The following is a 17,487-nucleotide window of genomic DNA, read 5'->3' as shown; positions in this document are numbered from 1 at the left end:
ACTCTTTTTACGAAACACTTAACAATTACTGTTTTAATTTATAATAATAAAATGCAGGTAATAACACGATTAAAATTATAGGTTGAATAAGAAATCTTCGAATATTAAAAAAGATATAATAGTCTTCTTGTCTTGGGTTTAACACAAAATACAAGAATAAAATTAATAAAATAACATATGCAATACCATATAGTATTGCTGAAAACTTTACAATGCTTTTATCTGTTAAAAGCAATTTAATAATCCCTAGTGATAATGCTGTATTTAGTATAAATCTTAAGGTTGTAAATAAAGTTAATTTAAATACTTCTCGACGAGGAGAGTCTATATATAAAAAATCGTTTTGAAAAAATTGCAAATAAGGATCGTAAAATAATTCATCTTGAAATACACGAATTAAAACCAATAAAAATATTAGTAAGCTTACTAAACCATATTTGATAATCTTATTCATTTTTAGGGTTTAATGTTTTAAATCGGTTTACCCAAAACATCCATAATAAAAAAACCATTCCGTAGATAATTAACGGGAAAATAACAGTATGTAGTAGTTTTTCTTTTTCTGGGTATTCATATAACCCTATGGATAAAATGACTATTCTAATTAAATTCACAATATAAATTAAAACACTTCCTACCAATAAGTATAATAGAGTTGTTTTCCATTTTCCTTTGAAAGCTATTATAAAAGATACAAACAAAACAATAATACTTATAGAGTTGCATCCTTCTATCACACGTCCAATATATTTATCGTTCACTAAAATTTTTATTGATGGTTCGTTTGGGTGAGGCAACACTTGTGCTTCATAACCAGTAACCCCAATTAAAGATTCGCTTTGCTTGGCTACTTGGCTTGTTATATAATCTGCAGATGATGATTTATTGGAATAATCTAGGTAAAATTTATAAGATAAAGATAGTACTATATATACACCTAAAAACGTAAGTATAAATTGTATTACCGACTTATATTTTATAAAAAGATGTTTCAATTTAAATCGTTTTATTGTATTTAAAATTATCTATTTTTTTTGAATGTTTTTTTTCAATTTTAAATATTTTTGTCAAAATTTTTCAGCATATGTCATTAGATAATCTAAAATCAAAAGTAACCGAAATAGTTTCAAATACAAATGAAACGGTTGAAAAACGCCTTTATGCAATATGCGAGCTTTTAGAAGCTCACGTAGATTATTATAATTGGGTAGGGTTTTATTTTAGAAATGGTGATAAAGAAGAATTAAAATTGGGCCCTTATGTTGGTGCTCCAACAGATCACACTATTATTCCTTTCGGAAAAGGTATCTGTGGACAAGTTGCTGTGAGTAATGAAAACTTTGTTGTTCCAGATGTTGCTGCTCAAGACAATTACTTATCGTGTAGTATTTCTGTAAAATCTGAAATTGTAGTTCCCATTTTTGTCAATGGTGAAAATATTGGTCAAATAGACATAGATTCTAATGTTATTGATCCATTTACAGAAAAAGACGAACGCTTTTTAGAGTTTATTTGTAAACAAGTTGCAGAAAAACTTGATGTTTTAAGTTTATAATTTAAAAGTTATTTATTTAAAATTTCATATAGCTGTTAACAACTATCTTATTTAGTTAAAAAAACGCTGTTTTTTAAATTAAATGCAATCTTAAATTTCTCATTAAAAGTGCTATTTTTGTGGCTTTAAAACTAACACAACAAATGAGCGACTTTAAGACGATTAAATCTGCATTAATATCAGTTTTTAGCAAAGAAGGTTTAGAACCTATTGTAAAAAAATTAGACGAACAAGGAGTTACAATTTACTCAACTGGAGGCACACAAAAATTCATAAACGATTTAGGGGTTAATGTTGTTCCAGCAGAAGATGTTACTTCATATCCATCTATATTAGGAGGTCGTGTAAAAACATTACATCCAAAGATTTTTGGAGGTATTTTAAATCGTCAAGATAACCCTCAAGATGTTTCAGAATTAGCAGAATTTGAAATTCCCCAAATTGATGCTGTAATTGTTGATCTATATCCGTTTGAAAAAACAGTAGCTTCTGGAGCAAGTGAGCAAGATATTATTGAAAAGATTGATATAGGAGGTATTTCTCTTATTCGAGCTGCTGCAAAAAACTTTAAAGATGTTATCTGTGTATCTTCAGTTGATGATTATGCTGAGTTTTTAGATTTAATTTCTAAAGATAACGGAAGTATCTCTATTGAAGACAGAAAGCGTTTTGCTACAAAATCGTTTAATGTATCGTCACATTACGACAGTGCTATTTTTAATTATTTTAATCAAAATAATAATGAAGCTGTTTTAAAAATAAGTGAACCAAACGGTAAGGTATTACGTTATGGAGAAAACCCACATCAAAAAGGGTATTTTTTCGGAAATTTTGATGGTTTGTTTACAAAACTTCATGGTAAAGAACTAAGTTATAATAATCTTTTAGATGTAGATGCTGCTGTAAATTTAATGAACGAATTTAAAGGTGACGCTCCTACATTTGCTATTTTAAAACACAATAACGCTTGTGGGTTAGCCCAAAGAGAAACATTACACCAAGCTTATGTAGATGCCTTAGCTGGAGATCCAGTTTCTGCTTTTGGAGGTATTTTAATCTGTAATACTGAAATTGATAAAATTACTGCAGAAGAAATCCATAATTTATTTTGCGAAGTAGTAATTGCACCTTCATTTAGTAATGATGCCTTAGAAATTTTAAAAGGAAAGAAAAATCGAATTTTATTAATCTTAAACGATTTAGATTTACCTCAAACTACAGTAAGGACTTGTTTAAATGGTATTTTAGTTCAAGATAAAGATAATATTACAGATAGCATTTCGCAATTAACAAATGCGACTACGTCAGAACCTAATCAAAACGAATTAGACGATTTAATATTTGCTTCTAAAATATGTAAGCATACAAAATCTAACACTATAGTATTGGCAAAAAACAAGCAATTATGCGCTAGTGGCACGGGGCAGACAAGTCGTGTTGATGCTTTAAATCAAGCAATACATAAAGCACAATCTTTTAAATTTGATTTAAAAGGAGCTGTAATGGCAAGTGATGCATTCTTTCCGTTCCCTGATTGTGTAGAAATTGCTAACAATGCTGGAATTAGTGCTGTAATCCAACCAGGAGGCTCAATAAAAGATCAATTAAGTATCGATTATTGCAATGATAATAATATTGCTATGGTAATGACTGGGGTTAGACATTTTAAGCATTAAAATAAAGCTGTTTTTTAAAAATCTATTTTAACATTCGTAACGTATAATTTATTACATTTACGCATACACGTAAAATAATTTTAAGAACCCCTCAATAATATCAATAACGTATGGGATTTTTTGATTTCTTAACAGAAGAAATTGCAATAGATTTAGGAACAGCAAATACGCTAATTATTCACAACGATAAAGTTGTAGTTGATAGCCCTTCAATAGTAGCAAGAGATAGGATTACTGGAAAAATAATAGCTGTTGGTAAAGAAGCCAACCAAATGCAAGGTAAAACTCATGAAAACATCAAAACCATTAGACCTCTTAAAGATGGTGTCATTGCAGATTTTGATGCTTCTGAGCAAATGATAAATATGTTTATCAAAAATATACCTGCATTAAAGAAAAAATTATTTTCTCCAGCACTTCGAATGGTAGTTTGTATTCCTTCTGGAATTACAGAAGTTGAAATGCGTGCTGTTAAAGAATCTTGTGAACGTGTAAACGGGAAGGAAGTATACCTTATTCATGAACCCATGGCTGCTGCTATTGGTATTGGTGTCGATATCATGCAACCTAAAGGTAATATGATTGTAGATATTGGTGGAGGAACAACAGAAATCGCTGTGATTGCTCTGGGAGGAATTGTATGCGATAAATCTGTAAAAGTAGCAGGTGATGTTTTTACAAACGACATTATTTATTATATGCGCACTCAACATAATTTATATGTTGGGGACAGAACAGCTGAAAAAATTAAAATTCAAATTGGTGCTGCAACTGAAGATCTAGACCTTCCGCCAGAAGAAATGAGTGTTCAAGGGCGTGACCTATTAACTGGAAAACCAAAGCAAGTACAGATATCATATCGAGAGATTGCTAAAGCATTAGATAAATCTATTTTAAGAGTTGAAGATTCAGTAATGGAAACTCTATCTCAAACTCCTCCAGAGCTTGCTGCAGACATATATAATACAGGGATCTATTTAGCTGGTGGTGGCTCTATGCTTAGAGGCTTAGATAAACGTTTGTCTCAAAAAACAGATTTACCTGTTTATATTGCAGAAGATCCTTTAAGGGCTGTAGTTAGAGGTACTGGAATTGTACTCAAAAACCTTCCTAAATACAAGAGTGTATTGATTAAATAATCAAGTAAGTAATGCAACAAATAATTAACTTTATAATTAGAAACAAAGTTTTCATTTTGTTTTTGTTGCTTTTTGGGATAGCATTATCACTAACGTTTCAATCGCATTCTTATCATAAAAGTAAATTTATAAACTCTGCTAATTTTTTAACAGGTGGTGTTTATGGGACTGTAAGTAGTATTGGAGATTATTTTAATTTAAAAAATGAAAATAAAATTTTATTAGAAGAAAATAATCGTTTAAAATCAATTTTATTTAATACAAAAGGAGATGATTTAAATGATAGTATTATTAAGATAGATAGTACTAGTACTTACAAATTAACTTCTGCTAAAGTTTACAGCCATAGTTATTCTTCACTCAACAATTATTTATTAATAAACAAAGGAAAGCGAGACAGTATAAAAGAAGATTATGGGGTTATTACCTCAAAAGGTATTATTGGGATTATCGATAATACTTCTAAAAAATATTCTAGAGTTATTTCAATTCTAAACTCAAATAGCAGGATTAATGCACAACTAAAAAATACAAATCATTTTGGAGTATTAAAATGGGATGGCAAATTCCCTAATATAGTTCAACTTGAGGATGTTCCGAAACAAGCAGAAATAGATTTAAATATTGGCGATTCTATTATTACTGGAGGTTTTTCTACCATATTCCCTAAAGGAATAGGCATAGGTAGTATTTCTTCTTTTGAGCTTGATGAAACAGAGAATTATTATACTATTCAAGTTAATTTATTTAATGATATGACTAATATTGGTCATGTTTATATTATTGAAAATCGAGATGCTAAAGAAATTTCAACTTTAAACGATCAAGATGAATAATATTGTTACTCTAAATATCTTGCGATTTATCACTTTAATTTTAGTGCAAGCTCTTATTTTAAACAATATCAATTTCTTAGGGTACGTCAATCCTTATATCTATATTTTATTCATCATACTTTTTCCAATTAAAAATAATCGCTTACTTTTTCTTTTTATTAGTTTTTTACTAGGCTTAACACTCGATTTATTTTTGGATTCTGGAGGAGTCCATGCAGCCGCATGTGTTACGATAGCATATATACGTCCTGTAATTTTAAAATTTTCTTTTGGTGCATTATATGATCATCAAACTATAAAATTTAGTTCTACAGAGTTTTCCAAAAGGATTACATATATTACTATTATCACACTAGCACATCACATTATTTTATTCAGTTTAGAAATTTTTAGCACTGATAAGATAATTTTGATACTTAAAAAATCGTTCTTCTCAGGTATATTTACAATTATACTATGTATTTTAATAACTATTTTATTTTCTAAAAAAAGTAGATGAGAAAACTATTACTCTTATCAAGTGTCGTTTTTGTAGGCATAATTTTTATGATTAGGTTGTTTTATCTTCAGATATATTCAGCTCAAGAATATAATCCACATGACGATAACGCTATTCGTAAAGTATTTAATTACCCCAAACGAGGTTATGTTTACGACAGAAATGGAAAGCTTCTAGTTGCAAATCAACCATCTTATGATGTCATGATTATCCCTCGTGAAGTCGAAGCGATGGATACCATTGAGTTTTGTAACCTTTTAAAAATAACCAAAGAAGATTTTAAATCAATTTATAAACGAAGACATACTTATTCTCCTAGGATCCCTCAAGTATTTTTATCTCATCTATCAAAGGAAGATTATGGTGTTTTAGCTGAGAAAATGAGAAAATATCGTGGATTTTATATCCAAAAGCGCTCATTAAGAGATTATCAAACTTCTATTGGAGCTAATGTGCTAGGGTATATTGCTGAAGTAAATCAAAGCACTATTAATAGAGATACTTATTACAAACAAGGAGATTTAATAGGAAAAGGTGGTATTGAAATTTCATATGAAGAAGTATTAAGAGGTGAAAAAGGTGTAAAGTTTATTCAAAAAGATAGATTTAATAGAGATATAGGCCCTTTTAATAATGGTAATTCAGATACAATTGCTAAGCCTGGAAAAGACATTAAAATTACTATTGATTCGAATTTACAGGCTTACGGTGAAGAATTAATGCAAAATAAAATTGGTGCAATTGTGGCTATAGAGCCTAGCAGTGGTGAAATTTTAAGTTTAGTCTCTGCCCCTTCTTACAATCCAAATCTTTTGGTAGGAAGGGAGCGTTCTAAAAACTATACTAAGCTTAATAACGATTCTATTCACCTTCCATTGGTAGATAAGGGGTTATTAAGAATGCATGAACCTGGTTCTCCATTTAAAACCTTAATTGCTCTAGCTGGGCTTCAAGAAGGAGTAATTGACACTCATACTACTGTACGTTGTACTGGAGCCTATCATTACGGGGGTAATCGCCCTATGGGTTGTCATTGCGGATCTGGTATTCATAATTTAAATAGTGGTATTGCTCAATCGTGCAATTCATATTTTGCTACCGTATATAGAAAAACTATTGATAAATATGACGATCCTACTGAAGCTACAAACATATGGAGTAAACACATTAAAAGTTTCGGATTAGGAAATTTTTTAAATAATGACCTTTCTGTTGGTAAAAAAGGTAATATTCCTGATGGGGCTTATTACGATAAAAGATATCCAGATTTTCGATGGAGAGCAACAACAACTATCTCAAATTCTATTGGACAAGGTGAAGTTTTAGTAACTCCAATACAATTGGCTAACTTAACCGCAACGATTGCCAATAGAGGACACTATTATACTCCACATATTATAAAAGAGATAGAAGGAGATACAATTCCTTCAAAATACAAGACACCTCATAAAACTACAATTGATAAGCGTCATTTCGAACCTGTAGTAGAAGGTTTATTTGATGTATATAATAACAAAAATGGAACGGCTAATTTTTTACGTGTTCCAGGGATTGATATTTGTGGTAAAACCGGGACTGCAGAAAATTTCACCTTAATTGAAGGTAAAAAAACTCAACTTACTGATCATTCTATTTTTGTAGCATTTGCTCCAAAAGAAGATCCTAAAATTGCTATAGCTGTTTTAGTAGAGAATGGTTATTATGGTGCGCGTTGGGCTGGGCGAATTGCCAGTTTAATGATCGAAAAGTATATTAAAGGTGAAGTTACATTGAAGCAAATGGAACAATTAGTTCTTAACAAAAGTTTAGAAGAAGAATATCTAAAACCTTATAGTAAATTACCATTTAAGATTAATCAATAATGAATTTGAATCGAAGTAAAAATTTAAAATTCGATTGGATTATAATCCTTCTATTTTTACTTTTAGTAAGTTTTGGATGGTTAAATATATTGTCTGCATCTGCTTCAGGGGAAATCACAAGTTATTTTGACATGAGTCAACCTTATGGCAAACAACTTGTATTTATACTTTTTTCTTTTGTATTAATTCTTTTAGTACTATCTCTTGAAGCAAAGTTTTATGAACGTTTTGCTAGCATTATCTATTTTACTGCAATATTGTCCCTTTTAGGGCTTTTTATTTTCGGAAAAAACGTAAATGGAGCAACATCCTGGTACGCAATTGGAGGAATGACAATTCAACCTAGCGAATTTGCAAAAGTTGCTACAGCACTAGCAGTTGCAAAATATATCAGTGATTTACAAACTAATATTACAACTCTTAAAGATCAGTTAAAAACACTTGCTATTATATTATTACCCGCATTTTTAATTCTACTTCAAAATGATGCTGGAAGTACGCTTGTTTATACTGCTTTATTTTTTGTGTTTTATAGAGAAGGCATTTCCAATATTTATTTATATATAATATTCGGGATAATTGCATTAGCAGTATCTACTTTAAAATTTTCTGCAATTCCTACATTTATAATTGCAATCATATTAATTTTTGTACATCACTTTTTTATTAAAAGAAAAAAGTCTAGCATATTACGTCCTATTTTTATTTCTCTAATTTGTGTAGGATTCACTTTTGGAGTCCAGTTTTTTTATAATTCTGTTTTAAAAACACATCAGAAAGATAGGATAAGCTTATGGTTACGTCTAGAAAAAGATCCTGTAAGATTAGAGCAAATGAAAAAAACTTTTGCTTATAATTTGCGTGAATCTGAAAAAGCAATAAGTTCTGGAGGTTTTTTGGGAAAAGGTTTTTTAGAAGGCACACGAACTACTGGGAAATTTGTACCCGAACAGCATACAGATTATATTTTTAGTACTGTAGGAGAGGAATGGGGGTTTTTAGGGAGTAGTTTTGTAGTACTCTTATTTGTACTGCTTTTAGTGCGAATTTTATTTTTAGCTGAACTTCAAAAATCTCAATTCAGTCGGATCTACGGTTATAGTCTCGCAGCTATCCTATTTTTTCACTTTATGATTAACATCGGGATGGTTATGGGTTTAATACCAACAGTGGGTATACCACTTCCGTTTTTAAGCTATGGTGGTTCTGGGCTTTGGGGCTTTACTTTACTATTATTTATATTTGTAAAACTTGATTCTAATCGAATTAACGAATGGTAATTAATTATTTTTAAGCTCTAATTTTTCAGCAAAATAATCACAAAAATCTTTCATTGTAGCCGTCATTTTTTCATCTTGAGTTGCTCTATTAAATGTATCACTCATAGCTACTAAAGTTTGATGAAAAAAGATTTTCATTTCATCTACAGGCATATCCTTGGTCCATAAATCAATACGTAATGCTTCTTTTGCTTTACTATCCCAAACCGATAATAATATTGCCTTTGCCTCTTCATTCATTACTCCTCCATCAGGAGCTGTCCATGATAAATTTTCTGGAATCCTATTCTCATCTAATCCTATAGTAAGTTCAATTTTAGAAGTATGTGTGTTTGCCATTATTTGCGTGGTTTAAATTTTGCTTTATTAAAAATTTCTTCGGCTTCAGTTGTCAATAATTTTTCTAATGATACTTCATTATTATCCATATAAGATTTAACGATTTGCCAACCTATATATCTACCTAAGCGTCCTGGAGATTCATTATCTAATTCTAATCCAAATTTCGAGAATGGTGCCGGATTAATAAACTTAACTACAAGTTTAGTATCTGTATCAAATAACAATTCGTTTTCTACAAAATAGGTCCAGATATTATATTCATTAGCGATAGCCCAATTTATTTGATCAGATGTATATCCAATTTTTTCTGCATCAGTTTTAAAAGGAATCATTACATCTTTAAAATAATATTCTTTACCATAGTAAATCATTTCATCTAAAAATGTTTTCCGCTTAGATTGATAAACTTTTTGTTTAGCATACTCTGAGGCTAAATCTGAAACAATTTGTGAGGACTCAAAATTCTGCACTAAATATCGTTGTATGTCTTGGTAAAATTCATGGGTACTTCCTAAATAAGTATCTAATGCAATTAAAACAATAGAATCTGTTACAAATATTTTATTTCTATAGTCAACATAATCTGTATAACCTATAATTCTTGGTTTTTTAAATGTTTTATTATAATGTTTTAAGTGCTTGAAAAAAGATTCTATTTCAGATTCTACTTCACTAAAATCACTAAATTTCTTTTTGGTTTCTATCGCTAATTGTTGAAGTAAAGTATCATTAATTCTATTAATCCAAACAGAATCGTTATACCTTTTAGAAAACATAAATGAGTATTCTTCTTTTAACTTCGATAAATTTTCAGGAGATGTATTTGCAAATAATTGATCAAAACGCTCAACAGAAACATCCATCGAAATAGAATCTATTTCCTCCTCTAACTTATTTGTTTTCTCACAAGAAAAAAGAAGAACAAATACAATTATAATAACACTAAATAACTTTCGCATATTTTAATATTGAAAACTTAACGATATTAACGTCTATAAATTATACAGATTTGGTTTATTTTTGCTTGCAAAGGTACTTATTCTTTATTATAAAACATCAAGTAATGAAAACAGAAAAAGTAGTAAATCATATTATAGATTGGCTTAAAAATTATGCTAGTAATGCTAAAGTAAATGGTTTTGTAATTGGCATTTCTGGAGGTATAGATTCTGCAGTGACCTCAACACTTTGCGCTAAAACAGGTTTAGATGTTTTATGTATTGAGATGCCCATTCATCAAGCCAAAAGTCATGTTACAAGAGCTCAAGAGCATATTGCTTTATTGAAAGAACACTTTCCTAATGTAAAAGACACACGAGTAGATTTAACACCTGTTTTTGAAAATTTTAAAACTAAAGTTACATTAAACGGAAAGCAAGAAATTGTAGACATGGCACTAGCTAATACTAGAGCGCGTTTACGAATGACAACTTTATATTATCATGCAGGATTATTAGGATTATTGGTAGTTGGAACAGGGAATAAAGTTGAAGATTTTGGTGTTGGCTTTTATACAAAATATGGTGATGGTGGTGTAGATTTAAGCCCTATTGCAGATTTATTAAAGTCTGAAGTTTATAAAATCGGGAGGTTTTTAAAGGTTTCTGAATCAATATTAAAAGCAGCTCCAAGTGATGGTTTATTTGGAGATGCTCGTAGTGATGAAGATCAAATTGGAGCAAATTATGATGAATTGGAATGGGCTATGCAAGAAAATGAAAAAGGAAAAACTATAAACGATTTTAGTGGCAGACAAAGAGAAGTATTTAAAATTTTTAAACGTTATAACTCGTCAAATAAGCATAAAATGATACCAATTCCCATTTGTGAAATACCTAATGATTTAAAGTAAAATTGGAAATTTATTAAATAATAAATCTTAAAAACGGTTTTTTTTTGCTAAATTTGTGAAAATTCCATCAATAATATAAGAATCCCTACTTCTGTATAAACTTAAATATTTAAAACAGATTATATTATGATTAAAGTATTAGTTGCTGATCATCATCCAATTATAAGAACTGGACTCAAAATGCTTTTTGAGTCATCTTATGACATAGACGTTATAGGAAGTGTTAACTCCGGAAAAGAACTTTTTGATTTTGTTACAAAAAACAATGTTGACGTTGTAATTTCTGAAATTGATTTACCAGAACTTAACGGTATTACTGCACTCAGAACTCTAAAAAAAGAGTTTACTGAAGTAAAAGTAATTATGTTTAGTTCTCATCCAGAAGAAATATACGCTGTTAGCACTATTAAAGCAGGCGCTTCAGGTTATCTAGCAAAAACTGCCGATACTCAGACAATAAAAGATGCCATATTAAAAGTACACAATGGCGGTATTTATATTAGTAACGAATTAGCACAACGTCTTGCTTTTGATGAGCAGGGTAAAAGAAAAACCGGCTACTATAAAAAACTATCTACCCGAGAGGTAGAGGTGTTAAAACTATTATGCTCTGGGAGAAAAAATAAAGAAATTGCTAGAGAGTTAGAGATAAATGAAAAAACTGTAAGCACATATAAGGCAAGGCTAATGCAAAAATTAAATGTTACTAATTTAGTAGATTTAATTAATCAGGCTAGGCATATGGAGCTTGCTTAATTTTTATTTATCCTAAAACGCGATTTAATTTTCTTGACAGTAGCATTTTTAAATTGGTATAATTAGACACGTCCTCTAATAGTGAATTATTATTAGAATTTTTAATTGTATCACGTTTAAACTCTTCTACTTTTTGATCTATTAAAAAGCGTCGTAAATTTAAAATAGTTTCATTAACCAATTGTGCTATCCCGAGTTCTTTTGCTTTAGGGAAAATATTATTTCGTTCCCAATCATGTAATGTATAGCGCTCATCATTCATTAATATACTTGTTATTTCTCCGGCCATATCAGGTTCTACAGTATTCACAAAATTTTCAATTGCAAAATCTTTATCTTGATTTAAAGCATCGATAATGGTATAATATAATGTTTTAAAGTTTTCATTTGTAAATTCCATCTCATCCTCCTGCAAATCCAAATATATTTTTTCAAACACTCTTGCTTGATGTATTACGGGCTCTAAGGTTAAATCTCCAGATTCAGTTTCTTTTAAAACTAAATCTTCAAAATCCTCTGTTTTATTACCATAGAGTAATAAGAGTTCTATAATACGATGCTCTAACTCAAACTGAACATCTATTTTTTTAATAGGAGCTTTATGTTTTACAACATCAAAAGCAGTTTGCTTTTGATGTTGCTGATATGCTTTGTTTGCTTCTTTTAATTCTTTTTTACCAATTTGTGCTAATGTGCTAAACAATACATCTTCACTAATCTCCATTATTCGGGCACATTCTTGTACGTATACTTCTTTTTGAATACGGTCTGGAATTTTAGAAATACTTGTAACCATATCTCTAATTAACCCTGCTTTTTTTACAGGATCATTTTTAGCTTCTTCCATTAATAAAGAAGCTTTATATCTTATAAAATCTTTAGCATTTTCCTGAAGATATGTATTTAACTCTTCTAATGTATTTTGCTTTGCAAAACTATCAGGATCTTCGCCTTTAGGGAAAGTACATACTTTAACATTCATTCCCTGTTCTAAGATCAAATCAATCCCACGAATAGATGCTCTTATTCCTGCATCGTCACCATCAAATAGTACAGTAATATTTTTAGTTAAGCGGTTTATTAAACGAATTTGATCTGGAGTTAATGCTGTTCCTGAAGAGGATACTACATTTTTAATACCTTTTTGTGAAAATTGAATAACATCTGTATATCCTTCAACTAAATAACAATTATCTTCTTTAGCTATGGTTTGTTTTGCTTGATAAATACCATACAATACTTTGCTTTTATGATAAATATCACTCTCAGGAGAGTTTAAATACTTAGCGGCATTTTTATTGTTAGCCAAAATGCGTCCGCCAAACCCAAGTACTCGACCAGACATACTATGAATAGGGAATAGTACACGCCCTTTAAAACGATCATACTGCTTTTCTTCTTTTATAATAGTAAGCCCTGTCTTTTCAAGGTATTTAAGAGCGTAACCTTTTTTAATAGCTTCGTCTGTAAATGCAGTCCATTTATCTAAAGCATATCCTAATTGGAATCTTTTAATGGTTTCGCTAGTAAAACCGCGTTCTTTAAAATAACTTAATCCTATTGCTTTTCCCTGGTCAGTTTTATGAAGTATGTTTTGAAAATACGTATTTGCAAATTCACTAACCAAATACATACTTTCTCGCTCACTAGCCTCTACTTTCTGTTCGTTAGATAGTTCTGTTTCTTCAACTTCAATATTATACTTATTTGCTATGTACTTTATAGCTTCAGGATAAGTAAAATGCTCATGTTCCATTAAAAAAGAAATCACTGTCCCTCCTTTTCCTGTTGAGAAGTCTTTCCATATTTGTTTTACAGGAGATACCATAAAGCTCGGTGTGCGTTCTTCACTAAACGGGCTTAATCCTTTAAAACTACTTCCTGATTTTTTAAGTTGAACAAAATCTCCAATAACCTCCTCTAACCGAGCAGTTTCAAAAACTTTATCTATGGTGGATTTTGAGATCAAAATAAACAGAAATTAGGTGTATAAAAATAAGGATTTTTACACACCTAAAAACTGCTATTCAAATAAAACTTTTGCTAATCCATATCAAAGCGCAAGCCAACCGAAATATTATTTTGATCTACGAGTTGATCTTTAAAAATTGGTGATAGATCATATTTTACATAGAGCGCTGTATCACCAAAAGCGATATAACTACTTAAGCCATATATAAAATCTGTAGTATTAAAATTTTGCTTAATTTTATCTTTTACACGATCGCCATTTTCATTTCTAAATTTCAATTTTTGACGTGTTCCTATATTAAACCCAGCATACCCTCCTACACCTATTTTAAATTGATGCCTTGTTGAATATCTAAAATAATCGTCATACTCTCTCTTTTTAGATGGGCCAAACTCGAAATGCACTGGAAATACAAGATTAGTATTTGTAAGTTTAGATTTCCTTAGGTTAAAGTTAAATTCTTCTAACCTAGTTTCGTTACCATCTTGTACAAAAATGACATTATCTTTTTGCCTCAATCCATTAATTTGAAACGAGTAACCGTATTTTAATCTTAAAAAATTGGTGTTTTTAAATACTCGTGTTTTCCAGGCCCATCCTATTTCAAAAAATCGAGAGCCTCCAAGTTCATAAGGTGTATCATCAAAAGATTCTCCATCTATAATCGCATTATTCAATCCAAAAGCTAAAACAAAATCACTTGTGGTGCGTCTGTCATACTTTCTTGGTTTATCTCTTCGGCTTCCAATACGAAATACATTTTTGTCATCTCCTTTTTTATCTCTTTTTCCAAACAAGCTAATCACAAGATTAGGATCATCACCAGTTTTAGTATTTGTTTCATCCGAATTACGTCCCAAAAAAGCAATTTTATTATCTATAATAGCAATTCTATTTTCAATATTTAAAGCATGTTTTTTTGCAGCTTCTTTTTTTAATTTATCAGCTTCAGTTTTTGTAATCTTCCCTTTATCTAGGCGCTCGTTAATACTCTCTACAGTTTCTCTTAAAAGGTTTTTCTCTTCTGTTTCAATAGTTTCTTTAAGAGATTTCAAAGCTTCTATTTTCTCCTTGTTATTATTTTTCTCTGTGTCTTGTGCATTAATTTGTAGTACAAAAAAATAGCATATACATACAATTAATATTTTTGTAATTGTTCTCATAACTGTTCGTTTTTGATGATTTTTAATTTGTTTAATATTCGTTTTGATTTGATTGATTAGTTGTTTCGGTTAGCTACTGCAGTTCGTACATCTTTATAACCATCTACTAAAGCCTTAAAAACTTTATTTCTAAACGATTTTTGCAAGTCTCCTTCAACGTCTTGAAGTAATCCATCTGCATCTACCGTTTTAATAGCTTGATTATATAGTTTATTAAATGCAATTTCTTTTTGCGCTTCTTGTAAAAGAGCATCAACCTCTGAATTTATATTTAATGTATTTGAAGCTTTATCCAGTTTATTAATTTCTGCTACAATAGCATTGATTTGTTGTTGTTCTATAGTTAATACTTTTGTCTCTTTAACTTTATCAACATCTATTTCATCTTCGGTTTTTGTTTGTGCAATAGTTATATTTTTATTTTCTTCAGTAATTATCTCTTTCTGCTTTAAGTTCAATTCTTTTTTAAACTCAGGTGTTTTTTTAATTTTATCTATAGTCTCTAATGTTTTACTTTCAAACTCATCAGGCACATCTGTTACAGCTTCGTTCTGCAACGTTGTTTCTTTATTTCCAGAAGTATTCTCTACATCTAATACATTAGTTTCTTCTACATCTACTAATTGCTTTGGCAACTCTGAATCTTCATTTTTATTAAAAAATACTGTAACCACTATCAGCATTCCTATAAAACTCGCAGCTATACCGAGCCACCAGAATCCTTTTTTTGTTCTTTTACTTGTATTACTATCTAAACGCTCTTGAAGTATTTCCCAAGCATTATCACTAGGTATTAATTTGCGTTCTTCTAATTTATCTTTAATATTATTTTCAAATTTCATTGGTGCCATTACTTACTGTATTTAATGCAATTACTTGCTGTTGTAATAATTTGCGAGCTTTAAATAATTGTGATTTAGAAGTTCCTTCATTTATATTTAATAACTCTGCTATTTCGTGATGTTTGTAACCTTCAATTGCATACATCACAAATACAATTCTATATCCTTCTGGAAGTTTATCTATAAGTTGCTGTATTTCTGCAACTTCTATTTCAGTTTTTATATTATTTGTAATAGTAGCAGTAGAAATTTCTATATCATCTGTAGCAAATTCAATTTGTTTTTTTTGTCTTAAAAATGAAATTGCTTCTCTTACCATAATACGTCTTATCCATCCTTCAAAACTTCCCTTATTTTTATATTGTTTTAATTTTGTAAACACTTTAAAAAAACCATTAAGCATAGTTTCTTCAGCATGTTGTACATCACTTATATAATATCTGCATACACTCAACATTTTTGGCGAATGCAACTCATATAATAAATGTTGCGCTTCTCGATCGTTTTGTATTGCTTTTTTAATAAGCCGGGTTTCGTTTTTATATAGCTGAATAACTTTCAAAGTTGGTTCCATTTAAGCTTCTATTTATAAAGACGTAAAAGTTGTATTAAAGGTTGCCTGAGATTAAAATTATTTTTTGAAATTACAATTTAGTACAATTATTTGGGAGTATCATCTCAAAACAAATGCCCCAAATTGGGTTTAAATATTTAACCTAAATTAATTTAAAAATTATTTTTTCCTATCGATTACATAATTCACCATAAGTTCTAGTGATTTTTTGTATTCAGATTCTGGGTAATTTTGAAGTAATTGTAATGCTTCTGCTTGAAACATTTTCATTTTTAAAATCGCATAATCCAAGCCGCCTCTTTCTTTTACAAAAGATATAACTTCTTTAACACGTTTTTGATTTTTATTATGCTTTTTTATAGAATTAATAAGCCAATTTTTCTCTTTCGAAGACACATTATTAAGCACATAAATAAGTGGCAAAGTCATTTTTTGTTCTTTAATATCAATGCCTGTTGGTTTTCCTATTTTATCTTCACCATAATCAAATAAATCATCTTTTATCTGAAATGCCATTCCAATTAATTCTCCAAACTTTCGCATTGTTTCTGTATGAGGAGAAGCTGGTTTTACTGAGGCAGCACCTAAACTACAACAAGCTGCTATTAATGTTGCTGTTTTTTGCCTAATAATCTCGTAATATATATTCTCTGTAATATCTAATTGACGTGCTTTTTCTATCTGCAATAATTCTCCTTCACTCATTTCTCTTACTGCTATAGAGATAATTTTCAATAAATCGAAGTCATTATTATCTATAGAAAGTAATAACCCTTTAGATAATAAATAATCCCCAACTAAAACAGCTATTTTATTTTTCCATAACGCATTTATAGAAAAAAATCCACGTCTAAGATTACTATCATCTACAACATCATCGTGTACTAAGGTTGCCGTATGTATTAATTCGATTACTGAGGCTCCTCGATAAGTACGATCATTAACTTCTCCGTTAGCAACCATTTTAGAAACTAAGAATACAAACATAGGTCGCATTTGCTTACCTTTTCGATTAACTATGTAATGTGTTATTCTATTAAGTAGAGCAACTTTAGAAGACATTGACACTCTAAATTTTTCTTCAAAAAGATCCATTTCGAACGCAATAGGTTGTTTTATTTGCTCTACAATTTTCAAAG

General features: G+C 29.8%; 18 protein-coding genes. 9 read left to right on the top strand and 9 right to left on the bottom strand.

Going from position 1 to position 17,487, the window contains the following annotated elements; genetic code table 11:
* Positions 1 to 25: 25 nt before the first annotated feature.
* The gene (locus D1817_04035) at positions 26 to 454 is read right to left on the bottom strand and encodes an exosortase F system-associated protein (GenBank protein ID AXT19065.1); all 429 of its coding nucleotides are present in this window, start codon (positions 452 to 454) and stop codon (positions 26 to 28) included.
* On the bottom strand, positions 447 to 995 hold the full coding sequence (gene xrtF / locus D1817_04030; protein AXT19064.1) for an exosortase family protein XrtF: 549 nt from the start codon (positions 993 to 995) through the stop codon (positions 447 to 449). The genes D1817_04035 and xrtF overlap by 8 nt, the downstream gene beginning before the upstream one ends.
* Before the next feature lie 89 nt (positions 996 to 1,084).
* On the opposite strand from xrtF, the gene D1817_04025 reads away from it, so the two are divergent.
* From D1817_04025 to D1817_03995, 7 genes are all read left to right on the top strand, one after another.
* Entirely contained in the window at positions 1,085 to 1,555 is a 471-nt protein-coding gene (locus D1817_04025; protein ID AXT19063.1) for a GAF domain-containing protein, read from the top strand.
* A 143-nt stretch (positions 1,556 to 1,698) separates the two neighbouring features.
* A complete protein-coding gene (gene purH / locus D1817_04020; GenBank protein ID AXT19062.1) occupies positions 1,699 to 3,231 on the top strand; it encodes a bifunctional phosphoribosylaminoimidazolecarboxamide formyltransferase/IMP cyclohydrolase PurH in 1,533 nt (510 codons plus the stop codon).
* 110 nt (positions 3,232 to 3,341) lie between these two features.
* On the top strand, positions 3,342 to 4,370 hold the full coding sequence (locus D1817_04015) for a rod shape-determining protein (GenBank protein AXT19061.1): 1,029 nt from the start codon (positions 3,342 to 3,344) through the stop codon (positions 4,368 to 4,370).
* A gap of 11 nt (positions 4,371 to 4,381) precedes the next feature.
* Complete coding sequence (mreC, locus tag D1817_04010) at positions 4,382 to 5,206, top strand: rod shape-determining protein MreC (GenBank protein ID AXT19060.1); 825 nt, start codon at positions 4,382 to 4,384, stop codon at positions 5,204 to 5,206.
* A complete protein-coding gene (locus D1817_04005; GenBank protein ID AXT19059.1) occupies positions 5,199 to 5,705 on the top strand; it encodes a rod shape-determining protein MreD in 507 nt (168 codons plus the stop codon). The genes mreC and D1817_04005 overlap by 8 nt, the downstream gene beginning before the upstream one ends.
* Positions 5,702 to 7,567, top strand: coding sequence for a penicillin-binding protein 2 (gene mrdA, locus D1817_04000; GenBank protein AXT19058.1), 1,866 nt, complete (start codon positions 5,702 to 5,704; stop codon positions 7,565 to 7,567). Before D1817_04005 ends, mrdA begins: the two co-directional genes overlap by 4 nt.
* Positions 7,567 to 8,847 carry a rod shape-determining protein RodA gene (locus D1817_03995; protein AXT19057.1) on the top strand — a complete coding sequence of 427 codons (1,281 nt, stop codon included), beginning with the start codon at positions 7,567 to 7,569 and terminating at the stop codon, positions 8,845 to 8,847. Before mrdA ends, D1817_03995 begins: the two co-directional genes overlap by 1 nt.
* Here D1817_03995 and gldC read toward each other — a convergent pair whose 3' ends face one another.
* Together gldC and gldB are read right to left on the bottom strand one after the other, a co-directional pair.
* A complete protein-coding gene (gldC, locus tag D1817_03990) occupies positions 8,848 to 9,186 on the bottom strand; it encodes a gliding motility protein GldC (GenBank protein ID AXT19056.1) in 339 nt (112 codons plus the stop codon).
* Positions 9,186 to 10,148 (bottom strand): gliding motility lipoprotein GldB, encoded by a 963-nt coding sequence (gldB, locus tag D1817_03985; protein AXT19055.1) that lies wholly within the window; start codon positions 10,146 to 10,148, stop codon positions 9,186 to 9,188. Before gldB ends, gldC begins: the two co-directional genes overlap by 1 nt.
* Before the next feature lie 104 nt (positions 10,149 to 10,252).
* On the opposite strand from gldB, the gene nadE reads away from it, so the two are divergent.
* Positions 10,253 to 11,041: an NAD(+) synthase gene (gene nadE, locus D1817_03980; protein AXT19054.1), complete on the top strand. Its 789-nt coding sequence runs from the start codon at positions 10,253 to 10,255 to the stop codon at positions 11,039 to 11,041.
* Positions 11,042 to 11,167: 126 nt separating this feature from the next.
* Positions 11,168 to 11,797, top strand: a complete 630-nt coding sequence (locus tag D1817_03975; GenBank protein ID AXT19053.1) for a DNA-binding response regulator — start codon at positions 11,168 to 11,170, stop codon at positions 11,795 to 11,797.
* 7 nt (positions 11,798 to 11,804) lie between these two features.
* On the opposite strand, the gene dnaG is transcribed toward D1817_03975, so the two are convergent.
* The 5 genes from dnaG to D1817_03950 all read right to left on the bottom strand — a co-directional run bounded on the left by dnaG (position 11,805) and on the right by D1817_03950 (position 17,485).
* Positions 11,805 to 13,766 carry a DNA primase gene (gene dnaG / locus D1817_03970; GenBank protein AXT19052.1) on the bottom strand — a complete coding sequence of 654 codons (1,962 nt, stop codon included), beginning with the start codon at positions 13,764 to 13,766 and terminating at the stop codon, positions 11,805 to 11,807.
* A 74-nt stretch (positions 13,767 to 13,840) separates the two neighbouring features.
* Positions 13,841 to 14,932 carry a hypothetical protein gene (locus D1817_03965; GenBank protein AXT19051.1) on the bottom strand — a complete coding sequence of 364 codons (1,092 nt, stop codon included), beginning with the start codon at positions 14,930 to 14,932 and terminating at the stop codon, positions 13,841 to 13,843.
* Between the two features lie 56 nt (positions 14,933 to 14,988).
* Positions 14,989 to 15,774 carry a hypothetical protein gene (locus tag D1817_03960; protein AXT19050.1) on the bottom strand — a complete coding sequence of 262 codons (786 nt, stop codon included), beginning with the start codon at positions 15,772 to 15,774 and terminating at the stop codon, positions 14,989 to 14,991.
* Positions 15,764 to 16,336 carry an RNA polymerase sigma factor gene (locus D1817_03955; protein AXT21222.1) on the bottom strand — a complete coding sequence of 191 codons (573 nt, stop codon included), beginning with the start codon at positions 16,334 to 16,336 and terminating at the stop codon, positions 15,764 to 15,766. The genes D1817_03960 and D1817_03955 overlap by 11 nt, the downstream gene beginning before the upstream one ends.
* A gap of 171 nt (positions 16,337 to 16,507) precedes the next feature.
* Positions 16,508 to 17,485 (bottom strand): polyprenyl synthetase family protein, encoded by a 978-nt coding sequence (locus tag D1817_03950; protein AXT19049.1) that lies wholly within the window; start codon positions 17,483 to 17,485, stop codon positions 16,508 to 16,510.
* Positions 17,486 to 17,487 lie beyond the last annotated feature (2 nt).

Source organism: Flavobacteriaceae bacterium, from assembly GCA_003443635.1.
In the GTDB taxonomy this organism is placed as follows: Bacteria; Bacteroidota; Bacteroidia; order Flavobacteriales; family Flavobacteriaceae; genus AU392.
The sequence above is the reverse complement of the archived record's forward strand: the minus strand, read 5'-3'. Positions and strand labels throughout refer to the sequence as shown.

What these genes read in the sequence shown, in the direction of transcription:
- D1817_04025 (AXT19063.1), top strand. Translation starts at nt 1,085, where the DNA reads ATGTCATTAGATAATCTAAAATCAAAAGTAACCGAAATAGTTTCAAAT.
- mrdA (AXT19058.1), top strand. Translation starts at nt 5,702, where the DNA reads ATGAGAAAACTATTACTCTTATCAAGTGTCGTTTTTGTAGGCATAATT.
- gldC (AXT19056.1), bottom strand. Translation starts at nt 9,186, where the DNA reads ATGGCAAACACACATACTTCTAAAATTGAACTTACTATAGGATTAGAT.
- nadE (AXT19054.1), top strand. Translation starts at nt 10,253, where the DNA reads ATGAAAACAGAAAAAGTAGTAAATCATATTATAGATTGGCTTAAAAAT.
- D1817_04005 (AXT19059.1), top strand. Translation starts at nt 5,199, where the DNA reads ATGAATAATATTGTTACTCTAAATATCTTGCGATTTATCACTTTAATT.
- D1817_03960 (AXT19050.1), bottom strand. Translation starts at nt 15,774, where the DNA reads ATGAAATTTGAAAATAATATTAAAGATAAATTAGAAGAACGCAAATTA.
- gldB (AXT19055.1), bottom strand. Translation starts at nt 10,148, where the DNA reads ATGCGAAAGTTATTTAGTGTTATTATAATTGTATTTGTTCTTCTTTTT.
- D1817_03975 (AXT19053.1), top strand. Translation starts at nt 11,168, where the DNA reads ATGATTAAAGTATTAGTTGCTGATCATCATCCAATTATAAGAACTGGA.
- D1817_03965 (AXT19051.1), bottom strand. Translation starts at nt 14,932, where the DNA reads ATGAGAACAATTACAAAAATATTAATTGTATGTATATGCTATTTTTTT.
- D1817_04035 (AXT19065.1), bottom strand. Translation starts at nt 454, where the DNA reads ATGAATAAGATTATCAAATATGGTTTAGTAAGCTTACTAATATTTTTA.
- mreC (AXT19060.1), top strand. Translation starts at nt 4,382, where the DNA reads ATGCAACAAATAATTAACTTTATAATTAGAAACAAAGTTTTCATTTTG.
- D1817_04015 (AXT19061.1), top strand. Translation starts at nt 3,342, where the DNA reads ATGGGATTTTTTGATTTCTTAACAGAAGAAATTGCAATAGATTTAGGA.
- purH (AXT19062.1), top strand. Translation starts at nt 1,699, where the DNA reads ATGAGCGACTTTAAGACGATTAAATCTGCATTAATATCAGTTTTTAGC.
- D1817_03995 (AXT19057.1), top strand. Translation starts at nt 7,567, where the DNA reads ATGAATTTGAATCGAAGTAAAAATTTAAAATTCGATTGGATTATAATC.